The 22,182-nt window shown below is 69.0% G+C and carries 14 protein-coding genes, 2 rRNA genes and 1 pseudogene (1 of these 17 only partly in view); 10 read left to right on the top strand and 7 right to left on the bottom strand.

What is annotated here, in order from left to right; genetic code table 11:
• Together K7C98_RS05155 and rrf are read left to right on the top strand one after the other, a co-directional pair.
• Positions 1–2,203, top strand: a 23S ribosomal RNA gene (locus K7C98_RS05155); it begins 740 nt to the left of the window's first position.
• A 176-nt stretch (positions 2,204–2,379) separates the two neighbouring features.
• Positions 2,380–2,496: ribosomal RNA gene (gene rrf, locus K7C98_RS05160) — 5S ribosomal RNA — on the top strand.
• A gap of 323 nt (positions 2,497–2,819) precedes the next feature.
• Here the strand turns inward: rrf and K7C98_RS05165 are convergent.
• On the bottom strand, positions 2,820–4,496 hold the full coding sequence (locus tag K7C98_RS05165) for a DUF3556 domain-containing protein (protein ID WP_224190389.1): 1,677 nt from the start codon (positions 4,494–4,496) through the stop codon (positions 2,820–2,822).
• 448 nt (positions 4,497–4,944) lie between these two features.
• Here K7C98_RS05165 and K7C98_RS44625 point away from each other — a divergent pair.
• From K7C98_RS44625 to K7C98_RS05195, 6 genes and pseudogenes are all read left to right on the top strand, one after another.
• A pseudogene (locus K7C98_RS44625) lies at positions 4,945–6,003 on the top strand (acyl-CoA dehydrogenase family protein); the annotation flags it as partial.
• Positions 6,000–7,238, top strand: coding sequence for an acyl-CoA dehydrogenase family protein (locus K7C98_RS05175; protein WP_224190390.1), 1,239 nt, complete (start codon positions 6,000–6,002; stop codon positions 7,236–7,238). The pseudogene K7C98_RS44625 and the gene K7C98_RS05175, both read left to right, overlap by 4 nt.
• Positions 7,239–7,255: 17 nt before the next feature.
• Positions 7,256–8,413, top strand: a complete 1,158-nt coding sequence (locus K7C98_RS05180) for an acyl-CoA dehydrogenase family protein (protein WP_224190391.1) — start codon at positions 7,256–7,258, stop codon at positions 8,411–8,413.
• Entirely contained in the window at positions 8,410–9,501 is a 1,092-nt protein-coding gene (locus K7C98_RS05185) for an NAD(P)-dependent alcohol dehydrogenase (protein ID WP_224190392.1), read from the top strand. The genes K7C98_RS05180 and K7C98_RS05185 overlap by 4 nt, the downstream gene beginning before the upstream one ends.
• A 16-nt stretch (positions 9,502–9,517) precedes the next feature.
• On the top strand, positions 9,518–9,988 hold the full coding sequence (locus K7C98_RS05190; protein WP_224190393.1) for a DUF4334 domain-containing protein: 471 nt from the start codon (positions 9,518–9,520) through the stop codon (positions 9,986–9,988).
• Between the two features lie 138 nt (positions 9,989–10,126).
• Positions 10,127–11,581, top strand: a complete 1,455-nt coding sequence (locus K7C98_RS05195) for a coniferyl aldehyde dehydrogenase (protein ID WP_224190394.1) — start codon at positions 10,127–10,129, stop codon at positions 11,579–11,581.
• 16 nt (positions 11,582–11,597) lie between these two features.
• Here the strand turns inward: K7C98_RS05195 and K7C98_RS05200 are convergent, their stop codons facing one another.
• Together K7C98_RS05200 and K7C98_RS05205 are read right to left on the bottom strand one after the other, a co-directional pair.
• Entirely contained in the window at positions 11,598–12,611 is a 1,014-nt protein-coding gene (locus K7C98_RS05200) for a phosphotransferase family protein (RefSeq protein WP_224190395.1), read from the bottom strand.
• Entirely contained in the window at positions 12,608–13,816 is a 1,209-nt protein-coding gene (locus tag K7C98_RS05205) for an acyl-CoA dehydrogenase family protein (protein WP_224190396.1), read from the bottom strand. Before K7C98_RS05205 ends, K7C98_RS05200 begins: the two co-directional genes overlap by 4 nt.
• Positions 13,817–13,932: 116 nt before the next feature.
• Here K7C98_RS05205 and K7C98_RS05210 point away from each other — a divergent pair, with 116 nt between their 5' ends.
• Both K7C98_RS05210 and K7C98_RS05215 read left to right on the top strand, forming a co-directional pair.
• Positions 13,933–15,144 carry an acetyl-CoA C-acetyltransferase gene (locus K7C98_RS05210; protein ID WP_224190397.1) on the top strand — a complete coding sequence of 404 codons (1,212 nt, stop codon included), beginning with the start codon at positions 13,933–13,935 and terminating at the stop codon, positions 15,142–15,144.
• A 23-nt stretch (positions 15,145–15,167) separates the two neighbouring features.
• On the top strand, positions 15,168–17,354 hold the full coding sequence (locus K7C98_RS05215; protein ID WP_224190603.1) for a 3-hydroxyacyl-CoA dehydrogenase NAD-binding domain-containing protein: 2,187 nt from the start codon (positions 15,168–15,170) through the stop codon (positions 17,352–17,354).
• Positions 17,355–17,434: 80 nt separating this feature from the next.
• Here the strand turns inward: K7C98_RS05215 and K7C98_RS05220 are convergent, their stop codons facing one another.
• The 4 genes from K7C98_RS05220 to K7C98_RS05235 all read right to left on the bottom strand — a co-directional run bounded on the left by K7C98_RS05220 (position 17,435) and on the right by K7C98_RS05235 (position 21,870).
• Positions 17,435–18,649, bottom strand: coding sequence for an MYXO-CTERM sorting domain-containing protein (locus tag K7C98_RS05220; RefSeq protein ID WP_224190398.1), 1,215 nt, complete (start codon positions 18,647–18,649; stop codon positions 17,435–17,437).
• Positions 18,650–18,855: 206 nt separating this feature from the next.
• Positions 18,856–19,701: a DUF4241 domain-containing protein gene (locus K7C98_RS05225; protein ID WP_224190399.1), complete on the bottom strand. Its 846-nt coding sequence runs from the start codon at positions 19,699–19,701 to the stop codon at positions 18,856–18,858.
• A 19-nt stretch (positions 19,702–19,720) separates the two neighbouring features.
• Positions 19,721–20,329, bottom strand: a complete 609-nt coding sequence (locus K7C98_RS05230; protein ID WP_224190400.1) for a TetR/AcrR family transcriptional regulator — start codon at positions 20,327–20,329, stop codon at positions 19,721–19,723.
• Between the two features lie 113 nt (positions 20,330–20,442).
• The gene (locus K7C98_RS05235; protein WP_224190401.1) at positions 20,443–21,870 is read right to left on the bottom strand and encodes a monooxygenase; all 1,428 of its coding nucleotides are present in this window, start codon (positions 21,868–21,870) and stop codon (positions 20,443–20,445) included.
• Positions 21,871–22,182 lie beyond the last annotated feature (312 nt).

Below are 22,182 nucleotides of genomic sequence, written 5' to 3' on the forward strand. Positions count from 1 at the left end.
ATGGGCAGGCTGAAGCGCGGGTAAGACTGCGTGGAGGGCCGAACTCACCATAGTTGAAAATATGGGGGATGACCTGTGGATAGGAGTGAAAGGCTAATCAAACTGGGAGATAGCTGGTTCTCGCCGAAACATATTGAGGTATGGGGTCAGCCGATTTGCATCGGGGGTAGAGCACTGGATGGGCTAGGGGGACCACAATCTTACCGAACCCAACCAAACTCCGAATACCGATGACAACAGGCTGGCACTCAGGCAGTGAGAGCTAAGTTTCATTGCCGAGAGGGAAAGAACCCAGACCGGCAGCTAAGGTCCCCAATTCATCACTAAGTGGTAAAGGATGTGGGAGCACTCAGACAGCCAGGAGGTTGGCTTAGAAGCAGCCATCCTTTAAAGAAAGCGTAACAGCTCACTGGTCGAGTGAACCTGCGCCGAAAATTCAACGGGTCTAAGTGATGAACCGAAGCTCCGGGTCTGCCGAAAGGCAGGCGGTAGGCGAGTATTGTCTGTGCGGTGAATGCGTACGGAAACGAGCGTTGGAGCGCAGACAAGAGCTGATGTTGGCATGAGTAGCGATAAACCGGGTGAAAAACCCGGTCGCCGTAAACCCGAGGGTTCCTGGGTAAAGATCATCTTCTCAGGGTTAGTCGGTCCCTAAGGCGAGGCAGAAATGCGTAGTCGATGGGAAGCAGGCGAACATTCCTGCACCAGCACGGATGGTTTTGTAAGGTGGGACGGAGGAGGATAGCCGAGCGACCTGTTGGATGGTCGTTCAAGCCGGTAGGCGGCTCGCGTAGGAGGCATCTGGCCACAAACGCGCGGGCAACGCCGAGAGGTGATGAGGGTCGCCGCAAGGCGGACAACTCGGTGAGTCCAAGCTTCCAAGAAAAGCATCGTACAAGTGTACCGCTGTGCTGACCGTACCGTAAACCGACACAGGTGGGTGGGGAGAACATCCCAAGGCGCTTGAGAGAACTCGGGTTAAGGAACTCGGCAAATTGACACCGTAACTTCGGGAGAAGGTGTGCCCTTGAGGGTGACGGGCCTCGCGCCATGAGCCTTTGGGGGTTGCAGAGAATCGGGGGTAGCGACTGTTTACCAAAAACACAGGACTCTGCGAAGTCGCAAGACGACGTATAGGGTCTGACGCCTGCCCGGTGCCGGAAGGTTAACAGGAGATGTCAGCGCAAGCGAAGCATCGAATCGAAGCCCCGGTAAACGGCGGCCGTAACTATAACGGTCCTAAGGTAGCGAAATTCCTTGGCGGGTAAGTTCCGTCCTGCACGAATGGCGTAACGACTTCCCCACTGTCTCGACCCGGGACTCAGCGAAATTGAAATCGGGGTGAAGATGCCCCGTACCCGCGGCAAGACGGAAAGACCCCGTGAACCTTTACTGCAGCTTGGCACTGGTTTTCGGACTTGTCTGTGTAGGATAGGTGGGAGGCTATGATGTGGGGCCGCTAGGTTCCACGGAGCCAACGTTGAAATACCACCCTGAGAAGTCTGAAAGCCTAACCGTGACCAGTGAGCCTGGTCCGGGACACTGCCTGGTGGGTAGTTTGACTGGGGCGGTCACCTCCGAAAGAGTAACGGAGGCGCGCAAAGGTTCCCTCAGGCTGATTGGAAACCAGCCGAAGAGTGTAAAGGCATAAGGGAGCTTGACTGCGACTCATACAAGAGGAGCAGGCACGAAAGTGGGCCTTAGTGATCCGGTGGTTCTGAATGGAAGGGCCATCGCTCAACGGATAAAAGGTACTCCGGGGATAACAGGCTTATCACGCCCAAGAGTTCACATCGACGGCGTGGTTTGGCACCTCGATGTCGGCTCATCGCATCCTGGGGCTGTAGTAGGTCCCAAGGGTTTGGCTGTTCGCCAATTAAAGCGGTACGCGAGCTGGGTTCAAAACGTCGTGAGACAGTTTGGTCCCTATCTGCCGTGGGCGCAGGAATCTTGAAGTGGAGCTGTCCCTAGTACGAGAGGACCGGGATGGACAGACCCCTGGTGTTCCGGTTGTTTTGCCAAGAGCATCGCCGGGTAGCCATGTCTGGAACGGATAACCGCTGAAAGCATCTAAGCGGGAAGCCAACCACAAGATGAGGATTCCCTGAAGGTCCGTCGTAGACGACGACGTTAATAGGCCGGGTGTGGAAGCGCGGCGACGCGCGGAGCTAACCGGTACTAATCGACCGTTCGGCTTGACCTTGGGCACCGCTCCCGTGTGGCGGTTTGCAGTCCGAGGTTCCGAGCGACACACGCACGAAGGCCAAATGGCCCGCTCCGAACCGGAGCCCCGTGCACAGCGCACAATCTCTTTGCGAGTACGACTCGGCCACCCCTCACAGGGCGGCCGCCGGACCCGCAGCTCGTCGAACAAGTTTTGCTGGTGGCTATGGCGGAAGGGCCACACCCGATCCCATCCCGAACTCGGTCGTTAAGACTTCCAGCGCCGATGGTACTGCAGGGGCGACCCTGTGGGAGAGTAGGACGCCGCCAGCGCTATGCCCCCTTCGAAAGAAGGGGGCTTTTTTATTTGGTTTCGCCGTGGCCGGGCGCGTGGAGAGCCAGATGGGCGGTCTCGCCGGGGAGGGCTGGTCGCTGCCATTGCTCGGTGACTTGATGGGTTCGCCGAGGCGAGCTGGTCTCGCCGCCGGGGTAAGGGCTGGGCAGCGAAGTGTGAGTTAACAGGCTGGGCGAGACGGGCCGGTCCGAGCGGGGTTGCCTGGCGACTTGACCCAGGCGTTCGCCGGCAATCGGATCGCCGCGACCGCCCAGCTGCTCCTGCGGGGGTTGGACGAACCGACTCGAGGGCGACCGGAGAGTCACACAGGCTCGCGCGACGGCCCGGCCGGCGGGTCGAACGACCACGGCTGCAGCTCGCGGAGCTCGGCGATGCCGATCTCGCCGCGCGCGAGCTCGCCGCCGGCGGCGTCGTGGATCCGCCACTGCATGGTCTGGCGGTGCAGCGGCTGCGACTCGACGATGATGCAGCGCAGCTCGCCGGGCCCGAAGCCGCACTGCGCCTGCACGCCGGCGATCAGCTGTTCGTCGTGGAGGTGGCCGTCGCCGAAGTTCCAGCCGAGCACGAGGCCGGCGACCAGCTCGCCGTCGACCCATTCGTACTCGGACGGATCGGGGACGGCGCGCGGGACCAATCGACACAGCGCGCGCCCCGCCAGGTGCATCAGGCGAAACGCGATCACCTTGCCGACGAGGCCGACGGAGATCTTGCGCTCGTAGAACATGTCGAGCTGGTCGTACAACCACTTCGAAGACTTGCGCAGGCGCTCGAGCTTTTTGTGGCTGTCGCCGCGGAACAGCCACACCGAGTAGGGCCAGTTGCCGGCGTAGTAGCGCATCGCCAGCAGGAACGACATGCGGTGGGGCACAAGGTTGCCGTAGAGCGGCAGGCCCACGGCGAACAGGCCGACGAACAGCGCCAGGAGCGGGGTGTCGGCGAGCGCGAGCACGCTGGCGTCGGCGTGCGCGCCGAACAGGAAGAACCCGCCGTACAGCACGGCCACGTTCCACTCGATCGGCACCCCCATCGGCACGGTGCTGAGGATGAAGCCGTGCAGCATCACCATCATCGCCAGGCCGACGGTGGTGAGGACACCGCCGTCGCCGAGGAGCAGGACGATCGGCACGGAGAGCTCGAGCGCGGTGCCGGCGTGAGCCATCACCGTGGCCAGCCGCGACGGCCGCAGGTCCTCGGGATAATTGCGGTAGACGAGGCGGCGGATCCACGCGAAGCGCGTGACCGGCGAATTGCTGGTCATCACGCACACCACGGCCGGGAAATGATGATTGAGCTTGGACACCCCGGCCCAGAACCACAGCGCCGCCTGCACCGCCTTGGCCCCGGCGAGCCACGGGCTGGCGAACGCGAACACGACGAGCATGACCCAGTAGTGCTCGGCGCGCGCCGCCAGGAAGACGGTCCGGTCGAGCAGGCCGCACAGCGGCACCAGCGCGACCAGCGGCAGCAACAGCGCCGCGTCGAGCTGCGGGGCCACCAGCGCGCGCACCAGGCTGATCAACAGCACCGCGTAGAGCGCCACGTCGAGCGCGCCGCGGGTCGCGCCGCCGACCAGCGGGAGGCCGCGCAGCAGCGGCAGCTTGGTGGTGCCCGGGCGCAAGAAGTGGAGGAACCCGCCGATCGGCGGGAAGTAGCGCCCGGTCAACGGCCCGCTGCCGCAACCGAGGCCGAGGACCTCGAACAACAGGCTCCACACGATCGCCTTCTGAAACGCGACCGGCTCGAGCCACCATTGCCCGATCGCGCCCAGCTCGCCGATGCCCGGGGTGAACCCGCAGAAGAAGATCCACCCACCGACGTAGAGCCCGACCTTGAGCAGGTAGACGAAGTAGACCGCGACGGGGGTGCCGTAACCCTGCAGGGCCCACGAGCGACACACCATCTGGCTCTTGTCCGGCAACGGCCGGGTGGCCCACTCGAGCGGGTCGTACGGCGGGGGGATCGGATCGAGCAGGCCCATCGCGATCCGACGATCATAGCCGCGCGCGCGTCACGATTGGAAGACCGCCGATTCACCGGACTGCAGAGACTGCCGCGAACAGCCACGGTGTGAAGGCCGGAGACCTACCGGCCTTCTCGCTGCTCGAAAACGCACCTCCCCCGGGCCGCTTGACGGTCTGGTGTGCGATCTGTATACTTGCTAGTCGCCAGCAAGTAAATGCAGGCTGATTTATTTCATGAGGAATTTCAAAGCTATACGCGGGATTCCGAGTGGCGCCATGAATGGCGAAAACTGCGAAGTTCAGTTCGCAGGATGCCACGAGAGCGGTCCGCGGCCCGGTCGACGCGAGAGGTGAGCGCACGCGAAGAGAGGGAGGCACCATGAGGACGGGGACTTCACGGATTGTCGGCGCCGCCGCGCCGACGGTGGCAACATTGGTGGTCTCGTCGGGCACAGCATTGGCGGGATCTTCCGCAAGGCCGGCGAACAGGGTTACTTGCTGATGTGGGCGCCCGAGCAGTACGGCGGGCTCGGGCTCGACGATATGCGATACGAGCAGATCGTGCAGGAAGAGAACTTTCTGCACGGCGACCCGGGGCTGTGCCTCACCCTGCACTCGCGCGTGGTCGCGCCGTACATCGGTCAGCACGGCACCGAGGCGCAGAAGCAGCGGTTTTTGCCCCCGGCAGTGCGCGGCGAGAAGATCCTCGCGGTCGCCATGTCCGAGCCGGCCGCCGGCTCCGTCCTCGCCGGCATGCAGGCCCGCGCCGAGGAGCACGCCGACCACTGGGTCCTGCACGGCTCGAAGACGTACATCTCGAACGGGCTGCTCGCCGACCTCGTCGTCGTCGCCGCCAAGACCGGGAGCGGGTCCGGGGCCAAGTCCGGGGGCGGGTCGCACGCGATCGGCCTGTTCGTGGTAGAAGAGGGAATGGCGGGCTTCAAGCGCGGCCGCAAGCTCGACAAGCTGGGCCTCGACGCCCAGGACACCGCCGAGATGTTCTTCGACGGCGTCGTCGTGCCGAAGGCGAACGTCCTCGGCGACCCGACTCAGGGCTTCCGTTACCTCGCCCAGGCGCTGGCGGTCGAACGGCTGCAGATCGCAATCGGCTCGATCGCCCACGCCCAGGTCGCGTTCGCCGTCACCCTCGAGTTCGTCAAGGAGCGCACCGCCTTCGGCCGACCGATCGGCACGTTCCAGAACTCGCGCTTCCGCCTGGCCCGCATGCGCGCCGAGATCGACGCCCTCCAGAGCCACGTCGACCACTGCGTGATGCTGGCCAACGCCGGCGCGCTGACGGCCGAGGTCGCCAGCGGCGCCAAGATGCTGGCGACCGAGCTCGAGGGCCGCGTCATCGACGAGTGCCTGCAGCTGCACGGCGGCGCCGGCTACATGGAAGAGTACCGGATCAGTCGCATGTACCGTGACGCGCGGGTCACTCGCATCTTCGGCAGGACCAGCGAGATCATGGCCGAGATCATCGGCCGACGACTGGGACTGGACGAACGCAGGCTGACGAGATGACGGAATCAGCGCACAGCGAGAGCCCCGAACAGGCGGCCTACCGCGCCCATTGCAAGGCGTGGCTGGCCGGCAACCTGCCGCCCCGGCCGAGCTTCCGCCTGCCGCTCGGGCCGCTCGAGATCGCCACCGAGGAGCAGCTCGAGTACCTGTGCGCCTGGCAGAAGGCCGCGTACTCGGCCGGCCTGGTCGGCTGCGATTACCCGGGCGAGTACGGCGGCGGCGGCCTGCGCGATTGCCAGCGGATCGCCAACCACGAGCTCAAGGCCGCGGGCGCGCCGTTCTTCCCCAACATCGTCGGCCTCGGCATGGCCGCGCCGACGATCGTGCACCACGGCACCGAGGCGCAGAAGCGGCGCCTGCTGCCGCCGCTGCTGGCGGCCGAGGAGATCTGGTGTCAGGGCTTCAGCGAGCCGGGCGCGGGCTCCGACCTGGCGAATGTCCAGACCTTCGCCGAGCGCGACGGCGAGGGCTGGCGCGTGCGCGGGCACAAGGTGTGGACCACGCTGGCGCACTTCGCCACGTGGATGATCCTGCTGTGTCGCACCGACCGCGGGCGCAAGTACGAGGGCATGACCTACTTCGTCGCGCCGGTGCGCGCGGGGGTCGGCAAGGGCCTGACGATCCGCCCGCTGGTCAAGATGACCGGCGAGCTCGGCTTCAACGAGGTGCTGTTCGACGACTACCCGATCGGCGACGACCTGCGCCTCGACGAGGTCGGCCGCGGCTGGCAGGTGGCGATGACGACGCTGCTGCACGAGCGCGGCGCGGGCTCGCTGGTGACCCCGTCGTCCGGCGGCGGCGTCGGCGACGACAACGCGGCCACGCTCGGCGCGTCGGGGCTCGTCGAGCTGGCGAAGCGCTGCCATCGCGCCGGCAAGCCGGCGAGCGACGACCCGCGGCTGCGCGACGCGATCGTCGAGATGCTGATCCGCGAGCGAGCGTTCGCGCAGAACGAGCGGCGCGCGGCGGTCCGGGCCCTCACCGACCACCCGCTGCGCCTGCCGCTGCAGCACAAGCTGACGCTTTCGGAATTGTTGCAGGACACCGCGCGGCTGGCCTGCGAGATCGAGGGCGCGGCAGCGACGCTGCACCAGACCGACGCGCACGCGCCCGCGGCCGGGCGCTGGCCGCACGCCTACATGAACTCGTACGGCTTCACGATCGCCGCCGGGTCGAACGAGGTCCAGCGCAATATCCTGGGCGAGCGCGTGCTCGGCCTGGCCAAGTCGAAGTGACCTTTCCATAAACAACAATGACCCGACCGCACGACTTCGGCTTCGACGAGACGGCGCAGATCCTCAAGGACACTGCGCGGCGACTGTTGCAGGATCATTGCTCGCCCGAGCAGCTGCACCGGCTGGTGGCCGCCAGCTCCGAGCCGGCGCGCGCGTCGGAGTGCGTGTGGGACGAGGCGCTGTGGCGCAAGATGCTCGACCTCGGCTGGACGGCCGTCGCCGTGCCCGAGGCGCTCGGCGGCTTCGGCATGGGGCTGGTGGCGATCGCCGGCCTGGTCGAGGAGGTCGGGCGCGCGGCGGCGCCGTCGCCGCTGATCGCGACGCTGTGCGCGACCTACGTCGCGGCCGCGTGCGACAGCGACGCCGCGCGGCAATTGCTGCGGCGGATCGCGGCTGGTCTTTCGGTCAGCCTGGCGATCACCGATCGGCGCGGGTCGTGGGAGGCCGGGGACTGCGACGTGACCGCGAGCGACGCCGGCGTGCTGAACGGCACCGCGTGGTTCGTGCAGGACGCGCGCAAGGTGGGCGTGTTGCTGGTCAAGGCGAGGTCGTCGCGCGGGGTCGGGCTCTACGCGGTCGACGTCGACGCCGCGGGCGTCACGATCGTGCCCGACGCGATCGTCGACCTCACCCGCGACCAGGCCCACGTCGAGCTGCGCGACGTCGCCGTGCCGGCCGAGCGAGTCATCGTTTCGCCCGGGGACGGCGCGCGGGCCCTGGCGGCGGCGGAGCCTGCGATCTTGACCATCCTCGCCGCCGACATGGTCGGGGCGGCCGAGTGGCAGCTGCAGACCACCGCCGAGTACGCGCGCACGCGGGTCCAGTTCGAGCGGCCGATCGGGTTCTTCCAGGCCGTCAAGCACCCGCTCGTCGACATGATGGTGAAGATCGACGCGGCCCGCTCGCTGCTGTACGACGCCGCCTGCGCCTTCGACCACGAGCCGGGCGCGGCCGAGGTGGGCGCGCGCATGGCCAAGTCGGCGGCGAGCGACGCGGCGTCGTATTGCTCCGGGCGATCGGTGCAGCTGCACGGCGGCATCGGCTTCACCTGGGAGTGTTTTGTGCATCTGTGGTTCAAGCGGCAGAAGCACAACGAGGTCTTGTTCGGCGACGCGGCCCATCAGCGCGCCAGGCTGGCGGATCGGCTGCTCGGGCGGATCGGTGAGACCGCATGAAGATCCGCGCCGCCGTCGCGCGCGAGCGTGAGCCGTTCAGCATCGAGGAGTGCGAGCTCGACGGCCCGCGCGCGGGCGAAGTACTGGTCGAGGTCGAGGCGTGCGGGATCTGCCACACCGACCTCTCGGCCCGCGATCGCTACTACGGGACGCCGCTGCCGGCGGTGCTCGGGCACGAGGGCGTCGGGCGGATCGTCGAGCTCGGCGCCGGCGTCAGCAAATTCGCCGTCGGCGAGCGCGTGGTGATGAGCTTCGGCGCGTGCGGGCAGTGCCCCAATTGCACCGCCGAGCTGCCGGGCTATTGCCGGCACGCGCGCGAGTTCAACCTGTTCGCGCGCCGCCTCGACGGCTCGTCGCCCATCTCGCGCGGCGGGCAGCCGATCACCGGACATTTCTTCGCGCAGTCGGCGTTCGCCAGCCACGCGGTGGCCGCCACCACCAACCTCGTGCGGCTCGACGACGACCTTCCGGGCGCGCTCATGACGTCGCTCGCGTGCGGCGTCCAGACCGGCATGGGCGCGGTGATGAACGTGCTGCAGGCCGGGCCGCGCGACGTCATCGGCATCTTCGGCTGCGGCACCGTCGGCCTCGCGGCGGTCATGGCGGCGAAGATCGCCGGCTGTTCGCAGATCGTCGCCGTCGACGTCCGGCCCGACCGCCTGGTGACGGCGCGCGCGCTCGGGGCCACCGAGGTCGTCGACAGCGCCTCCGAAGGCCTGGGGCCGGCGCTCAGGCACCTCCGCGGATTGACGCTCGCGTTCGACAACACCGGCAACCCGGAGGTCATCGAGGCCGCCTATTCGCTGCTCCGCCCGCGCGGCCGGCTCGCGCTCGCCGGGCTGAGCCCGCGGGGGGCCAAGCTGTCCCTCGACCTCAACGCCATGATGGTGAGCGGCCGCAGCGTGCGCGGCACCGTCGAGGGCGACGCCGACCCGCGCAGCTTCATCCCGCAGATGATCGCGTGGTACCGCCGCGGCGAGCTGCCGCTCGAGGAGCTCGTCACCACCTATCCCTTCGAGCAGATCAACCAGGCCGCGGCCGACATGCTGGCCGGGCGGGTCATCAAGCCGGTTCTGCGAATGGCATGACCGCGACGGAGAGTCCATGAGCGCCACGAACGCCCTTCTCGAGCTGATCGCCGGCGACCGCGAGAGCACGGTCGACGCGCTGCACCAATTGTTCGACGCGCTGGCGCCGATCGACACCGCGTTCATGCACGGCGAGTGGGAGGGCGGGGTGTTGCGCACCGGGCACCCGGGCGAGCAGCAATTGGCGGCGGTCGGGTGGGTCGGCAAGTCGTTTCACGACGACGACGACGTCGACCCGATCGTCACCCGCGACGAGGGGGGCCGGCGGGTCGCCAGCCCGATCCTCGGCAAGGCCTCGCTGCGGCTGGTGCACTACCGCGGCGCCGCGACGGCGACGATGATCTACGACAAGCACCCGATCTTCGATCACTTCCGCAAGATCGACGACGACCGAGTGTTCGGCGTCATGGACCGCAAGGGCGACCGGGCGCCGCTGTTCTTCCACCTGCGCCGGCTGCGTCCGCTCGAGCAGGGGGCTGCGTCATGACCACCGTCTCGTCCGTGATTCGGACCCACGCCGCGGAGCGCCCGGACGCGCCGGCGCTGGGCCCGTACTGGCACGGCCGCGAGCGCGCGGTCCGCTGATTCAATTCGTAGCACGATCGCCGCACCGAGGAGCACGACCATGGACAATGAGCAGACAGCCACCGACGAGGCCCAGATCGCGCGCATGCGCGAGATCCTCCGCCGCCAGCGCGAGACGTTCACCGCCGAGTTGCCGGTCGGCGCGCCGATCCGCAAGCAGCGGCTGCAGCGCGCCATCGACCTCGTGGTCAGCAACAAGGATCGCTTCGCCCAGGCGCTGTCGGCCGACTTCGGCCACCGCTCGGCGACGCAATCGATGGTCACCGACATCATGTCGACGGTGAAGTCGCTGAAGCACGCGCTCAAGAACGTCGATCGCTGGATGCGGCCCGAGAAGCGCAAGCTCGACTTCCCGCTGGCCCTGCTCGGCGCGCGCGCTCACGTCGAATACCAGCCGAAGGGCGTGATCGGCGTGATCTCGCCGTGGAACTTCCCGGTCTACCTGACCTTCGCCCCGCTCGCGCAGATCTTCGCCGCCGGCAACCGGGCGATGGTCAAGCCGTCCGAGTACACGCCGCGCACCGCCGAGACGATGCGCGAGCTGGCGGCGCAGTACTTCCCCGAGCACGAGCTCGCGTTCGTCCTCGGCGGCCCCGGCGTCGGCAAGGCGTTCGCCGGCCTCGCGTTCGACCACCTGATCTTCACAGGCGGCACCGGCATCGCTCGCCACGTGCTGCACGCCGCGGCCGACAACCTGGTGCCGACGACGCTCGAGCTCGGCGGCAAGTCGCCCGTGATCGTCGGCGAGAGCGCCGACCTGGCCCGCACCAGCGAGCGCGTGGCCATGGGCAAGATGCTCAACGCCGGCCAGATCTGCCTCGCGCCCGACTACCTGCTGGTACCGAAGGCCAAGGAGGCCAGCGTCGTCGCCGCGCTGCAGCAGGCCGTGGCCCGCCTGTACCCGACGCTGCTCGCCAACGACGATTACACGTCGGTGGTCGATTCACGCCACCGCGAGCGCCTGCAGGGCCTCATCGACGACGCGAAGGCCAGGGGCGCCGAGGTCATCGCCGTCAACCCGGGTAACGAGGACTTCGCCGCCGCGTCCGGCAACAAGATGCCGCTCCACATCATTCGCAACACCACGCCGGAGATGCGAGTGATGCGCGAGGAGATCTTCGGGCCCATCCTGCCGATCATGACGTACAATCGCACGGAAGAGGCGATCGCTCACGTCAACGCCGGGGAACGCCCGCTCGCGCTGTACTACTTCGGCACGGACCCCGACGAGGAGCGCCGGGTGGTCGAGCGCACGGTGTCGGGCGGCGTGACGCTCAACGACGTCATCTTCCACGCGATGGCCGAGGACCTGCCGTTCGGCGGCATCGGCCCGTCCGGCATGGGCAGCTACCACGGCTTCGACGGCTTCAAGACGTTCAGCCACACGAAGGCGGTGTACCGCCAGCCGAATCTCGACCTGGCCGGGCTCGCCGGGCTGAAGCCGCCGTACGGCGAGAAGACCCGCAAGGCGCTCAAGCGCGAGATCGAGGGGTAGGAGCCTCGGCTCGCGTTCAGGCGGGCAGCCGCTCGAGGCCCGCGCGCAGCAGGGGCAGCACCGCGTCGCCGGTGGTGGCGAAGCCGTCGCCGACGGTGAGGCCGGCGCGGTAGCGCTGGTGGATGCCCTCGGCGATCACGGCCAATTTGAAGAAGCCCAGCGCCATGTAAAAGTCGAGGTCCGTGAGCGCGCGACCGGACTGCTGTGAATAGCGGGCCGCCATGTCGTCCGCATCTAAAAAATGATTGGCGGTACCGCGAATGTGCCTGACCCCGAGGACAGGTTCGGTGAGCGGGTCCCAGTAGACCAGCGCGAGGCCGAGGTCGGCGAGTGGGTCGCCGAGGGTGCACATCTCCCAGTCGACGATCGCGGCGATCTCGACCCGGTCGGGCGCGAGGATCACGTTGTCGAGGCGGTAGTCGCCGTGCACGATCGAGCGGTCGCTGCGGGCGGGCAGGGCCAGGCGCAGGCGGCCGCCCAGCTCGACGGGCTCGGCGATGTCGCGGGTGTGCACGCGCTCCCACTGGTCCATCCAGCGGCGGATCTGCCGCTCGAGATAACCCTCGGCGCGGCCGAAGGTGTCGAGGCCCACGGCCGACGGGTCGACCGCGTGCAATTCACACAGGCGGTCGACGAGCTGGTGCCCGCATTGTCGCTGCTCGTCGGGGCTCAAGGTCGCGGCGTCCTCGGCGCTCTGAATCACGCGACCCGCCACGAATTGCGTGACCGCGAACGGCACCCCGAGCACCGAGGTGTCGTCGCACAGCAGCACGGCCGGGGCCACGGGCACGCGCGTGGGTCCGAGCGCGGCGACGACGCGGAACTCGCGGGCCATGTCGTGGGCGCTCGGCGTGAGCGTGCCGAGGGGAGGCCGGCGCAGCACCCAGTCGTGTACGCCGTCGCGCAGGCGATAGGTGAGGTTCGACTTGCCGCCGGCGAGCAGCTGCGCCTCGAGCTGGCCGCCGTAGTCCGGCACGCGCCGGGCGAAGTATCGGTGCAGCGCCGCGAGGTCGAGCCCGGGCGGGTTCACGCGCCGTCTCGCTTCTTGAAGGCTGCGACGCTGCGCTTGGCGATCGACCAGCGGTGCGTCTCGTTCGGGCCGTCGTAGATCCGGAACGGTCGCATCTCGCGCCAGTAGCGAGACAGCAGGAGGTCGCCGGAGGTGCCGACGGCTCCGGCCATTTGCATCGCGCGGTCGGCGATCCGTCCGACGGCCTCGGAGACGAAGGTCTTGGCGATCGACGAGGCGGTGCCGGGGTCGCCGCCGTGGGTGTCGAGGACCCACGCGGTGTGATGAATCAGCGCGCGGCTGGCGGCGAGGTCGATCTCGTTGTCGGCCAGCTGCTGCTGGATCATGCCGAGCTCGGCGAGCTTGCTGCCGAACCCCTCGCGGCGGGTGACGTGGCCGAGCGCGAGGTCGTGGGCGCGGCGCGCCAGGCCGAGCCAGCGCATGCAGTGCGTCAGGCGAGCGGGCGCCAGCCGCACCTGGGCGTATTCGAAGCCGCGGTCGACCTCGCCGAGGACCGCGTCGTCGCCGACGATGCACTCGTTGAAATAGACCTCGCTGTGGCCGGCGAACAGGCCGTGGTCGAGGGTGTCGAGGTCGCGGACGATGTGCATGCCGGGGTTGTCGCCGGCGACGAGGAACATGGTGGCGCCGCCGCGGTCGCCGGGCGCGCCGGAGGTGCGGGCCATGACGATGGCGAAGTCGGCCCCGCGCGCGCCGGTGATGAACCACTTGGTGCCGTCGATGCGCCAGCCGCCGGCGACGCGCGTGGCGGTGGTGGCGAGGGCCCGCGGGTCGGAGCCGGCGCCCGGCGGCGGCTCGGTCATGGCGAAGCACGAGCGCACGCGACCGGCCGCGAGCGGCGCGAGGAACTGCTCCTGCTGCGTCGGTGTGGCCACGCGCTCGAGCAGGTGCATGTTGCCCTCGTCGGGCGCCGAGATGTTCAGCGCCAGCGGCCCGAGCAACGAATAGCCGGCCGCCTCGAAGACGATCGCCTGCCCGCGCACGTCGAGGCCGCGGCCGCCCCAGCGCTCGCCGACGTGCGGCGCGAGCAGACCGGCGGCGCGCGCTGCGGCCTGCAGGCGCGCGCGCACGGCCTCGGCGTCGCGTGCGTCGTGCAGCGAGCCCTTGATCTCGAGCTCGACGGGGATCACCACGTCACGCACGAACTCGCGGGTGCGCTCCGCCAGCGCCGCGATCTCCGGCTCGATGTCGAAGCGAATGGCCATGTCGCCCCCTTGATCGGAGATCAGAGGAGAAACCACCTCGGGTCCGTGAGTCAAGCATCGTCACGGTGATTTTTTAATTCGTTGTAAAAATTATCGCCGTCGTCTAGGTTGCTCCCATGGCGAAGAGCGCGTTCATCTACGACGCGATGCGCACCCCCCGGGGCAAGTTGAAGGGTGGGGCGCTGAACGGCACCAAGCCGGTCGACCTGGTCGTGGGCCTCATCCACGAGCTGGTGCCGCGCAACCCGGGGCTCCTGCTCGAGCGCATCGACGACATCGTGCTCGGGGTGGTCTCGCCGGTGGGCGAGCAGGGCGGCGACATCGCCCGCACCGCGGCGCTGGTGGCGGGTCTGCCGGAGACGGTCGCCGGGGTGCAGATGAACCGCTTCTGCGCCTCGGGGCTCGAGGCGGTCAACACGGCGGCGGCCAAGGTCGCGTCGGGGTCGGACGACCTCGTGGTCGCGGGCGGGGTCGAGTCGATGTCGCGCGTGCCGATCGGGGCCGACGGCGGGGCGTACCACCAGGACCCGACCACCGCGTACGACGCCTACTTCGTGCCGCAGGGCATCGGCGCCGACCTCATCGCCACGCTCGAGAAATTCAGCCGCGAGGACGTCGATACGTTCGCGGTCGAGTCGCAGCGCCGGGCCGAGCACGCGTGGAAGCAGGGTTACTTCGCGCGATCGATCGTGCCGGTCAAGGACATCAACGGCGTGACGATCCTCGACCGCGACGAGCACCGCCGGCCGGAGTCGACGGTGCAGTCGCTGGCGGCGCTGCCGGCCTCGTTCGTCAAGATGGGCGAGCTCGGCGGCTTCAACGCGGTGGCCCTGCAGAAGTACCACTGGGTCGAGAAGATCGAGCACGTGCACACGGCGGCCAACTCGTCGGGGATCGTCGACGGGGCGGCGTTGATGCTGCTCGGCAGCGAGCAGATCGGGGCCAAGCTGGGGCTGCGGCCGCGCGCGCGCGTGGTGTCGATGGCGGTGACCGGCAGCGAGCCGACGATCATGCTGACCGGGCCGACGCCGGCGACCAGGAAGGCGCTCGCGCGGGCGGGGCTGACGGTCGACGACATCGACCTGTTCGAGCTCAACGAGGCGTTCGCGTCGGTGGTCCTGAAGTGGATGCGTGACCTCGAGATCCCGGCGGAGAAGGTCAACGTCAACGGCGGCGCGATCGCCATGGGCCACCCGCTCGGCGCGACCGGCTGCATCATCCTGGGCACGCTGCTCGACGAGCTCGAGCGCCGCAACCTGCGCTACGGCCTCGCCACCCTGTGCGTCGGCGCGGGCATGGGCATCGCCACGATCATCGAGCGCGTGTGAGCACGTTCCGAGAGGGTACCGAGATGACGAGCGAGTCGAACACCCACAAGTCTCCTGCGATCCGCTGGACGCGCGACGACGACGGGATCGTGATCCTCACGATCGACGACCCGGCGGCGAGCGTCAACACGATGAACGACGCCTACACCGAGTCGATGGCGGCCAGCGTCGCCCGCCTCGAGGCCGAGCGCGAGTCGATCAAGGGCGTCATCCTCACCAGCGCCAAGAAGAGCTTCTTCGCCGGCGGTGACCTCAATCGCCTGCGCCAGTACGACACGACGCGGGCGGCCGAACAGACGGCCCACATCGAGCGCGTGAAGTCCGACCTGCGCAAGCTCGAGAAGCTCGGCCGCCCGGTGGTCGCGGCGATCAACGGCACCGCGCTCGGCGGCGGCCTCGAGGTCGCCCTCGCGGCGCACCACCGGATCGTCGCCGACGTTCCGGGCTGCCAGATCGGCCAGCCCGAGGTCACGCTGGGCCTCCTGCCCGGCGGCGGCGGCATCACCCGCCTGGTTCGCATGCTCGGGCTGCAGAAGGCGCTGACGCAGGTGATCCTGCCCGGTACCAAGTTCGGGCCGCGCGAGGCGCTCGAGGTCGGCGTCGTCGACGAGATCGTCGAGTCGGTCGACCAGCTGATCCCGCGGGCGAAGGCGTGGATCGCCGCCAATCCCAACGCGGCCAAGCCGTGGGACAAGAAGGGCTTCGAGATCCCCGGCGGCAGCGCGGCCAGCCCGGCGATCTCGAGCGTACTCCCGGCGATGGCGGCCAACCTGCGCAAGCAGCTCAAGGGCGCGCCGATGCCGGCGCCGCGGGCGGCCCTCGCGGCGGCGGTCGAGGGCTCGCTGGTCGACTTCGACACGGCGTCGCTGATCGAGACGCGCTACCTCGTCAGCCTCACCACCGGCCAGGTGGCGAAGAACATGATCGGCGCGTTCTTCTTCGACCTGCAGAAGATCAACGCCGGGGCCAGCCGACCGGCCGGCTATCCCAAGTACCAGGCGAAGAAGGTCGGGGTGATCGGCGCCGGGATGATGGGCGCGGCGATTGCCTACGTCGCGGCCAAGGTCGGCATCGAGGTCGTGCTGAAGGACGTGACCCTGGCCGGCGCGCAGAAGGGCAAGGGCTACGCGGTCAAGCTCGAGCAGAAGGCGCTCGAGCGCGGCAAGACCACGCAAGAGAAGGTGGACGCGCTGCTGGCCCGGATCACGCCGACCGACGACCCGAAGGACTTCGCCGGGGTCGACTTCGTGATCGAGGCGGTGTTCGAGAGCGTCGAGCTCAAGCACAAGGTCTTCAAGGAGATCGAGGGCTTCGTCGAGCCCACGGCGGTGCTGGGCTCGAACACGTCGACGCTGCCGATCGCGCTGCTGGCCGAGGGCGTGCAGCGGCCGGGGGGCTTCATCGGCATCCACTTCTTCTCGCCGGTCGACAAGATGCAGCTGGTCGAGATCGTGCGCGGCAAGAACACGTCCGACGCGGTGCTCGCCAAGGTGTTCGACTTCGTGCTGCAGATCCGCAAGACGCCGATCGTGGTCAACGACGCGCGCGGGTTCTTCACCTCGCGCGTGATCGGCAAGTTCATCAACGAGGCGGTCGCGGCCGTCGGCGAGGGCATCGAGCCGGCGACGATCGAGCAGGCGGCGCTCCAGGCCGGCTACCCGGCCGGCGCGCTGCAGCTGCTCGACGAGCTGACGATCACGCTGACGCAGAAGATCCGCCAGGAGACGCGCAAGGCCGAGGAGGCGCAGGGCAAGACGTGGGTCCCCCACGGCGCCGAGGCGGTCGTCGACCGCATGATCGACGAGCTCGGCCGCAAGGGCCGCTCGACCGGCGGCGGCTTCTACGAGTACGACGCATCGGGCAAGCGCGTCGGCATCTGGCCGGGCCTGCGCGCGGCGTTCCGCTCGGGCAGCAAGCAGATCCCGTTCATCGACATGCAGGAGCGGATGCTGTTCGCCGAGGCGATCGACACCGTCCGCTGCGTCGACGACGGGGTGCTGACGTCGACCGCGGACGCGAACATCGGCTCGATCTACGGCATCGGCTTCCCGGCGTGGACCGGCGGGGTGCTGCAGTACATCAATCAGTACAAGGGCGGGCTGCGCGGCTTCGTCGCCCGGGCGCGCGAGCTTGCGGCCGCGTACGGGCCGCACTTCGAGCCGCCCGCCTCGCTGGTGGCGAAGGCCGAGCGGGGCGAGCGCTACGAGTGACGGCGTCCCCGCCGTCCGGTGGGGCTGGCTTTGGGACATGTCCGTCGAGTCCTGCTCGATGGCCGAGCAGGCTGCACTCTTCACCGACGCGAGCGCCGGCGCCCGAGCCACGGCAGCAGCAGCGCTGCGAGGCCCCACCCGTCGCCGGCCGGCCCGGACGCGCACGCGCAGCCGGCCTTGTCCGTGTCCATGCCGGCGGTCCCGGAGTCGCTCGCGCCGCCGTCGCTGCTCGACGTGCCGTCGCTGCCGGACGAGTCGCTCTCGCCCGAGGAGCCGGCGCTCGTCGTCGGCGTCGAGTCCTCCGGCCACGGCGTGCAGGCGTTCGGGTCCCAGGTTTCGTCGCCGTCGCTGATGCTCTCGCAGGTGTACGGCTGCCCGGCGCAGGCGGCCAGCGTCGGCAGCGGATCCATCACCTGCTCGCCCAGCATGGCCTGAAGGTCCTCGCCGAAGCACACCTCGGGTCCGAGCGTCTCCTCGCCGGTCGCCAGCCGGGTCGCCCGCACCTTGCCGCACAGCGGCTGGTCCAGGCGCACGGCGATCGTCGTCGACCCGGCGACGAACGCGTAGGTGCCGGCGTTCGACTCGAAGACGTAGCCGACCTGGTGATTGGCGGCCGCGACGGCGTCGGCGTCGAGCGTGAGCGCGACGTCGAGCCAGCCGGTGCCCACGAGCGAGGCGCAGGTCCCCTCCGACCAGTCGAAGGCGAGCCCGCAGTCGTCGACCATCGTCCAGGTCGGGAAGGCGCCGTCGCAGCAGATCAGGGTTTCGGCCCGGGAGTGACCGATGAGCGCCACGCTGGTCTCGCCCGTCAGCTCCGGCGCGACCACCGGCGGCGCGGTCTCCGAGCCGGTCGAGACCGTGAACTTGCGGGTCAGCGTCGGTTCAAAGTCCCCGAAGCAGAACAGCTTGCTGTTGTCGAACGTCACCTCGACCTCGAGGGTGGTGTCCGCCGGGAGCTCACCGGTCGGTCGCCAGACGATCGCCTGTACGCTCTGAATCCCGGTCACGGCGCCCTGCACCTCGGCGCCGCCGCCCATCGGCGTCACCACCACCGTGGCCCCCGACTCGACGGCGAACTGGCTGAAGCTGCCCGCCTCGGGGTCGGTGAACACCGGGCGCCACACGAGGGCGCCGTCGAGCGGCAGCGGGCCCTCCGTCATCAGCTCGAGGTCGGCCAGACACTCGTCGAATACGGGATCGCAGGCGCGCGCCTGCGTCGGCACGAGCGCGCCGCCGATCAGCACGAGCGCGCCGAGGCCCGTCGTAAGCAAGGAGAAGAAGTTCTTGCGCGTCATGGGCCGGAGCTTCGCACGATTCGACGCGCGCGGGACGGCGAGGCTCATGCGGTCGCGGGGTGGCTCGCGGACCCCACCGCGTCTTCACCGATAGTTCATGTCTTCGGGGACATGTTCGAGCGAGGGGCGGATCGGAGCTGCTCGGGGCCGCCCATGCCGCGGCGGAGGAGGTCCCGCGCGGGCATCCGCCACCCGGCGGATCGGTATCAGGGGCGAACCGTACGCGCTCGTGCGCGGTGGTATCCGCGGTTGTACAGGTCGGCCACCAGCGCGACGAGGTTGCCGTCGCCGTCCTCGCCCCACCAGGAGCGGCAGGGGCTGCCGTCGTGCGCCGCGAGCACGAGCAGCTCCGGAGCTGGGTCCGCGTCACCGAGCCGTAGCGCCTGGTCGGGCGCGGCCGCCGTGGCGTCGAGCACGGATTGTGGGAGCGTGTCCTCGTGCTCGCGGATCGACGTCATCGCGTCCGCGTCGCAAAGCGCTGCAAAGCCGCGGCACTCGTAAGCAAACGGCGCCTCGGGCGGAGTGTTGAAGCGCGACGCGATGCGCAGATGATCCGCCGCGGGGACGCCGGCGACGCTCCACCGCGCGACCGGCCGATCGGCGAAGCGAAGCCTCACCGCGCACACGCGCCCGGAGCCCACGTCGAGGCAGACCCAGGACGGGTACAGGCCGGGTGCGACGGTCCGCTCGTAAGCCGCGTAGTCCTCGTCGAGGAACGCCGCGTTGGTCGGGTCGAAGCCGAGGAGCCGTCCGCTCGTCAGGAGCAGCGCGGGTCCGGGCCGGACCTCGACAGCACCGGGTGGATCGAACACCGCGTCGGGCGAGGTGAACAGCTGCTCGTAGTCCCGCGGTGGTTCGATCGCGCGGATACGGACGGAGGGCGGCGGCGGCGGCTCCAGGCCGAGGTCGACGTTCGACACCACGACCTCGAAGGGACGGCCCAACATGGCGACCCGCGCGCGCCAACCTGCGCCCTCCGGCGCGAGCAGCTCGGCCTCCATGTTTACGAAGGGTCCTGCCTTGACGACGATGCGACCGTGGGGGCTTGCCATGGTTTGTTTTTAAAAAGTTTTAAAAGTGCTCGGGGTTGCCCATGCCGTAGCGGACGAAGTCCTGGGTGGCCTTGACGAGGTCGGCGAGGGAGCGCATGCGCGGGTTCCACCACTCGGCGGCCCAGTTCATCGAGCCGAGCAGGAGGAGGCGCGAGACGTTGATGTCGAGGCCGGGCCGCAGTTGGCCGGCCGCCTGCGCCTGGGCGAACAGGTCGCGCCAGAGCCGGCTGTAGGTGGCCTCCTCGGCGGCCGGACGGGTTCGCAGCTGCTCGGGCACCTGGTTGGCGTTGCGGATCGACGCGGTGGTGTAGTCGCTGATGTGCAGCTCGTAGCGGAGGTGCGCCGCGACCGCCTCGAGGATCTTGGCGAACGGGCTGGTGTCGGGCGGCAGCGCGGCCAGCACCGCCTCGACGTGCATGCGCACGCGGTTGGCCCCGACCCACATGACCTCCTCGATCAGCGCGTCGCGCGACTCGAAGTAGTAGTAGATGGCCGGCGCCTGGACCTCGGCGGCCTCGGCCACGTCGGCCAGGCGCGTGCCGGCGTACCCCTTGCGGCTGAGCACGTGCGCCGCCGCGTCGAGGATCCGCTCGCGGGTGCGCGCCGACTTGGTGTCTTCGCTCGCCATGTGTCGCTCGCAGTATAGCCCGCCGCCGGCCGCCCCGGCACGGGGGCGGTCGTGCGCTGACGCGCGAGATGTTGCAAGGGACATGCTGAAAAGAGCATGTCCCGATAGCCAGATCATGGGGTGCTGACGTAGATCATGCCGAGGCACATCTCGTCCTCGGTGCCCTCGCCCCACTTGAGCGAGGCGTCGCCGGAGGAGTTGTCGAAGTGGCACTCGAGGCGGACGACGTCGCTGGGCTCGATGGTGATCGGCTCGGCGAACTCGTAGATGCCCTGCCAGTTGAAGTCCCAGCGCGGCACGTCGATGAGGCAGGCCTCGGGGGCGCCGCCGCTCTCGACGACGAGGCTGGCCCGGGCGCCGCGGGTGTGCATGTGCACGCCGGCCATGTGGGCGAGCAGCGGCTCGCCGACGCCGACGGCCTCGTCCTTGTACAGGTAGGAGATGACCGAGCCGAGGTCGATGGTGAACGAGTGCATGACGTCGGCCTCGCCGGCGGGGATCGTCATCGCCGGGGCGTCGACCATCCAGCCGGGGTGGGCGAACGGCAGCAAATAGGCCGGGCGCGCCACGCTCTCGGCCGTGCGGACCATGATCGTCGACTGGTCGGCCACGGGCGCGCCGTTGGGGTGGTAGTGCATCTGCATGGCGATCTTCGAGCCCGGCTTGACGAGGATGCCGGTGCCCTCCGGCAGCGCGCCGGAGCTGGCGCCCGGGACCCATGCGCCGAGCCACTGGGCGCGCGGGCTGGCCTCGCCGCCGGGGCCGCCGTAGCACGGGTAGCCGGGCCCGGGGTCGGCGGCGTCGAGCGCCTCGAAGTCCGCGAGCTCGTCCGGCGGGATGATGAAGGCGATCACGTGATGCACGACCTCGCGCGCGCCCGGCTCGATGGTGAAGGCGGTGGCGTAGGTCGGCTGGTCTTTGGGCCAGTCTAGCAGGAAGCAGCGGTAATCGTCAGGCAGCTGCGTCGGCGTGAACGGCTCGGAGAGCCCGATCTGCACGTCGTAGGCGATCGACGGGGCGTCGTCGTCCGGCGCCGGTGGAGCGTCGTCCGGGTCGCCCTCGGGCGCGCCGGCTGCCACCCACTCGAGCACGCGCGCGCGCTCGTCCTCGGTCAGCGCCCGGTCGGAGGCGAAGTCGTTGCAATCGGCGCCCGGCGGCCACGGGGGCATGGTCCGATCCTCCACGGACGGGGCGAAGATCGGCGCGAACATGCTGGCCTCGTCGTAGTTCGTCAGCGAGAACGGCGCGATGTCGCCAGGGCGATGGCAGGTGGCACACTTGCCGTCGAGGATCGCCTTGATGTCGCGGTAGTAGGTGAGGCCGGACGGGTCGCCGGTGGTGCCGGTCGGCACGGTGGTGGTCGGGTCGTCGACGGTGGTCGTCGGGGCGGGATCGGTGCTGGCGTCGTTCGTGGCGGTGGCGGGCGTGTCGGTGCCGGCCGTGGTGGTGCTCGCGTCGCCCTCGGTCGAGGGTGCGCCCGGGGAGCCGTTGCAGGCGGCGAGAGCTGCGAGGGTGAACACGAACGAGCGCGCGCGGGACATCGGACCCGAGGATATCGCGCGGCCTGGCGGCGGGGGAACTCGGGCGGCGGACGATCGTGCGCGAAGTCGCCGGTGATGCTCGACGCGGGCGAGGACGTCAGCGCGCCTGGCGTGCTGTTCTTCGCCGGCCGACCCGCGCGGTCATGGGCGCGGCCCGGCCACGCGAGGGCGCTGTCGCGGTCCGGAGCGGCGGGCGGGTCCGGGCGCCAGGGCGATCTCGGTGAGGCACTGAGGCGGGGCGGCGGTGGTGTCGTTCAAGGTCGAGAGTGCGTTTCTCCGATCGCATGGCCGGCCCACGGGCGGCGCCGGCGA

The sequence above is a fragment of the Nannocystis pusilla genome, from assembly GCF_020073745.1.
GTDB classification, from domain to species: Bacteria; Myxococcota_A; Polyangia; order Nannocystales; family Nannocystaceae; genus Nannocystis; species Nannocystis radixulma.

Excerpts from the sequence above, each read along its gene's own strand:
- K7C98_RS05165 (WP_224190389.1), bottom strand. The coding sequence starts at position 4,496 with ATGGGCCTGCTCGATCCGATCCCCCCGCCGTACGACCCGCTCGAGTGG.
- K7C98_RS05175 (WP_224190390.1), top strand. The coding sequence starts at position 6,000 with ATGACGGAATCAGCGCACAGCGAGAGCCCCGAACAGGCGGCCTACCGC.
- K7C98_RS05180 (WP_224190391.1), top strand. The coding sequence starts at position 7,256 with ATGACCCGACCGCACGACTTCGGCTTCGACGAGACGGCGCAGATCCTC.
- K7C98_RS05185 (WP_224190392.1), top strand. The coding sequence starts at position 8,410 with ATGAAGATCCGCGCCGCCGTCGCGCGCGAGCGTGAGCCGTTCAGCATC.
- K7C98_RS05190 (WP_224190393.1), top strand. The coding sequence starts at position 9,518 with ATGAGCGCCACGAACGCCCTTCTCGAGCTGATCGCCGGCGACCGCGAG.
- K7C98_RS05195 (WP_224190394.1), top strand. The coding sequence starts at position 10,127 with ATGGACAATGAGCAGACAGCCACCGACGAGGCCCAGATCGCGCGCATG.
- K7C98_RS05205 (WP_224190396.1), bottom strand. The coding sequence starts at position 13,816 with ATGGCCATTCGCTTCGACATCGAGCCGGAGATCGCGGCGCTGGCGGAG.
- K7C98_RS05210 (WP_224190397.1), top strand. The coding sequence starts at position 13,933 with ATGGCGAAGAGCGCGTTCATCTACGACGCGATGCGCACCCCCCGGGGC.
- K7C98_RS05215 (WP_224190603.1), top strand. The coding sequence starts at position 15,168 with ATGACGAGCGAGTCGAACACCCACAAGTCTCCTGCGATCCGCTGGACG.
- K7C98_RS05220 (WP_224190398.1), bottom strand. The coding sequence starts at position 18,649 with ATGACGCGCAAGAACTTCTTCTCCTTGCTTACGACGGGCCTCGGCGCG.
- K7C98_RS05225 (WP_224190399.1), bottom strand. The coding sequence starts at position 19,701 with ATGGCAAGCCCCCACGGTCGCATCGTCGTCAAGGCAGGACCCTTCGTA.
- K7C98_RS05230 (WP_224190400.1), bottom strand. The coding sequence starts at position 20,329 with ATGGCGAGCGAAGACACCAAGTCGGCGCGCACCCGCGAGCGGATCCTC.
- K7C98_RS05235 (WP_224190401.1), bottom strand. The coding sequence starts at position 21,870 with ATGTCCCGCGCGCGCTCGTTCGTGTTCACCCTCGCAGCTCTCGCCGCC.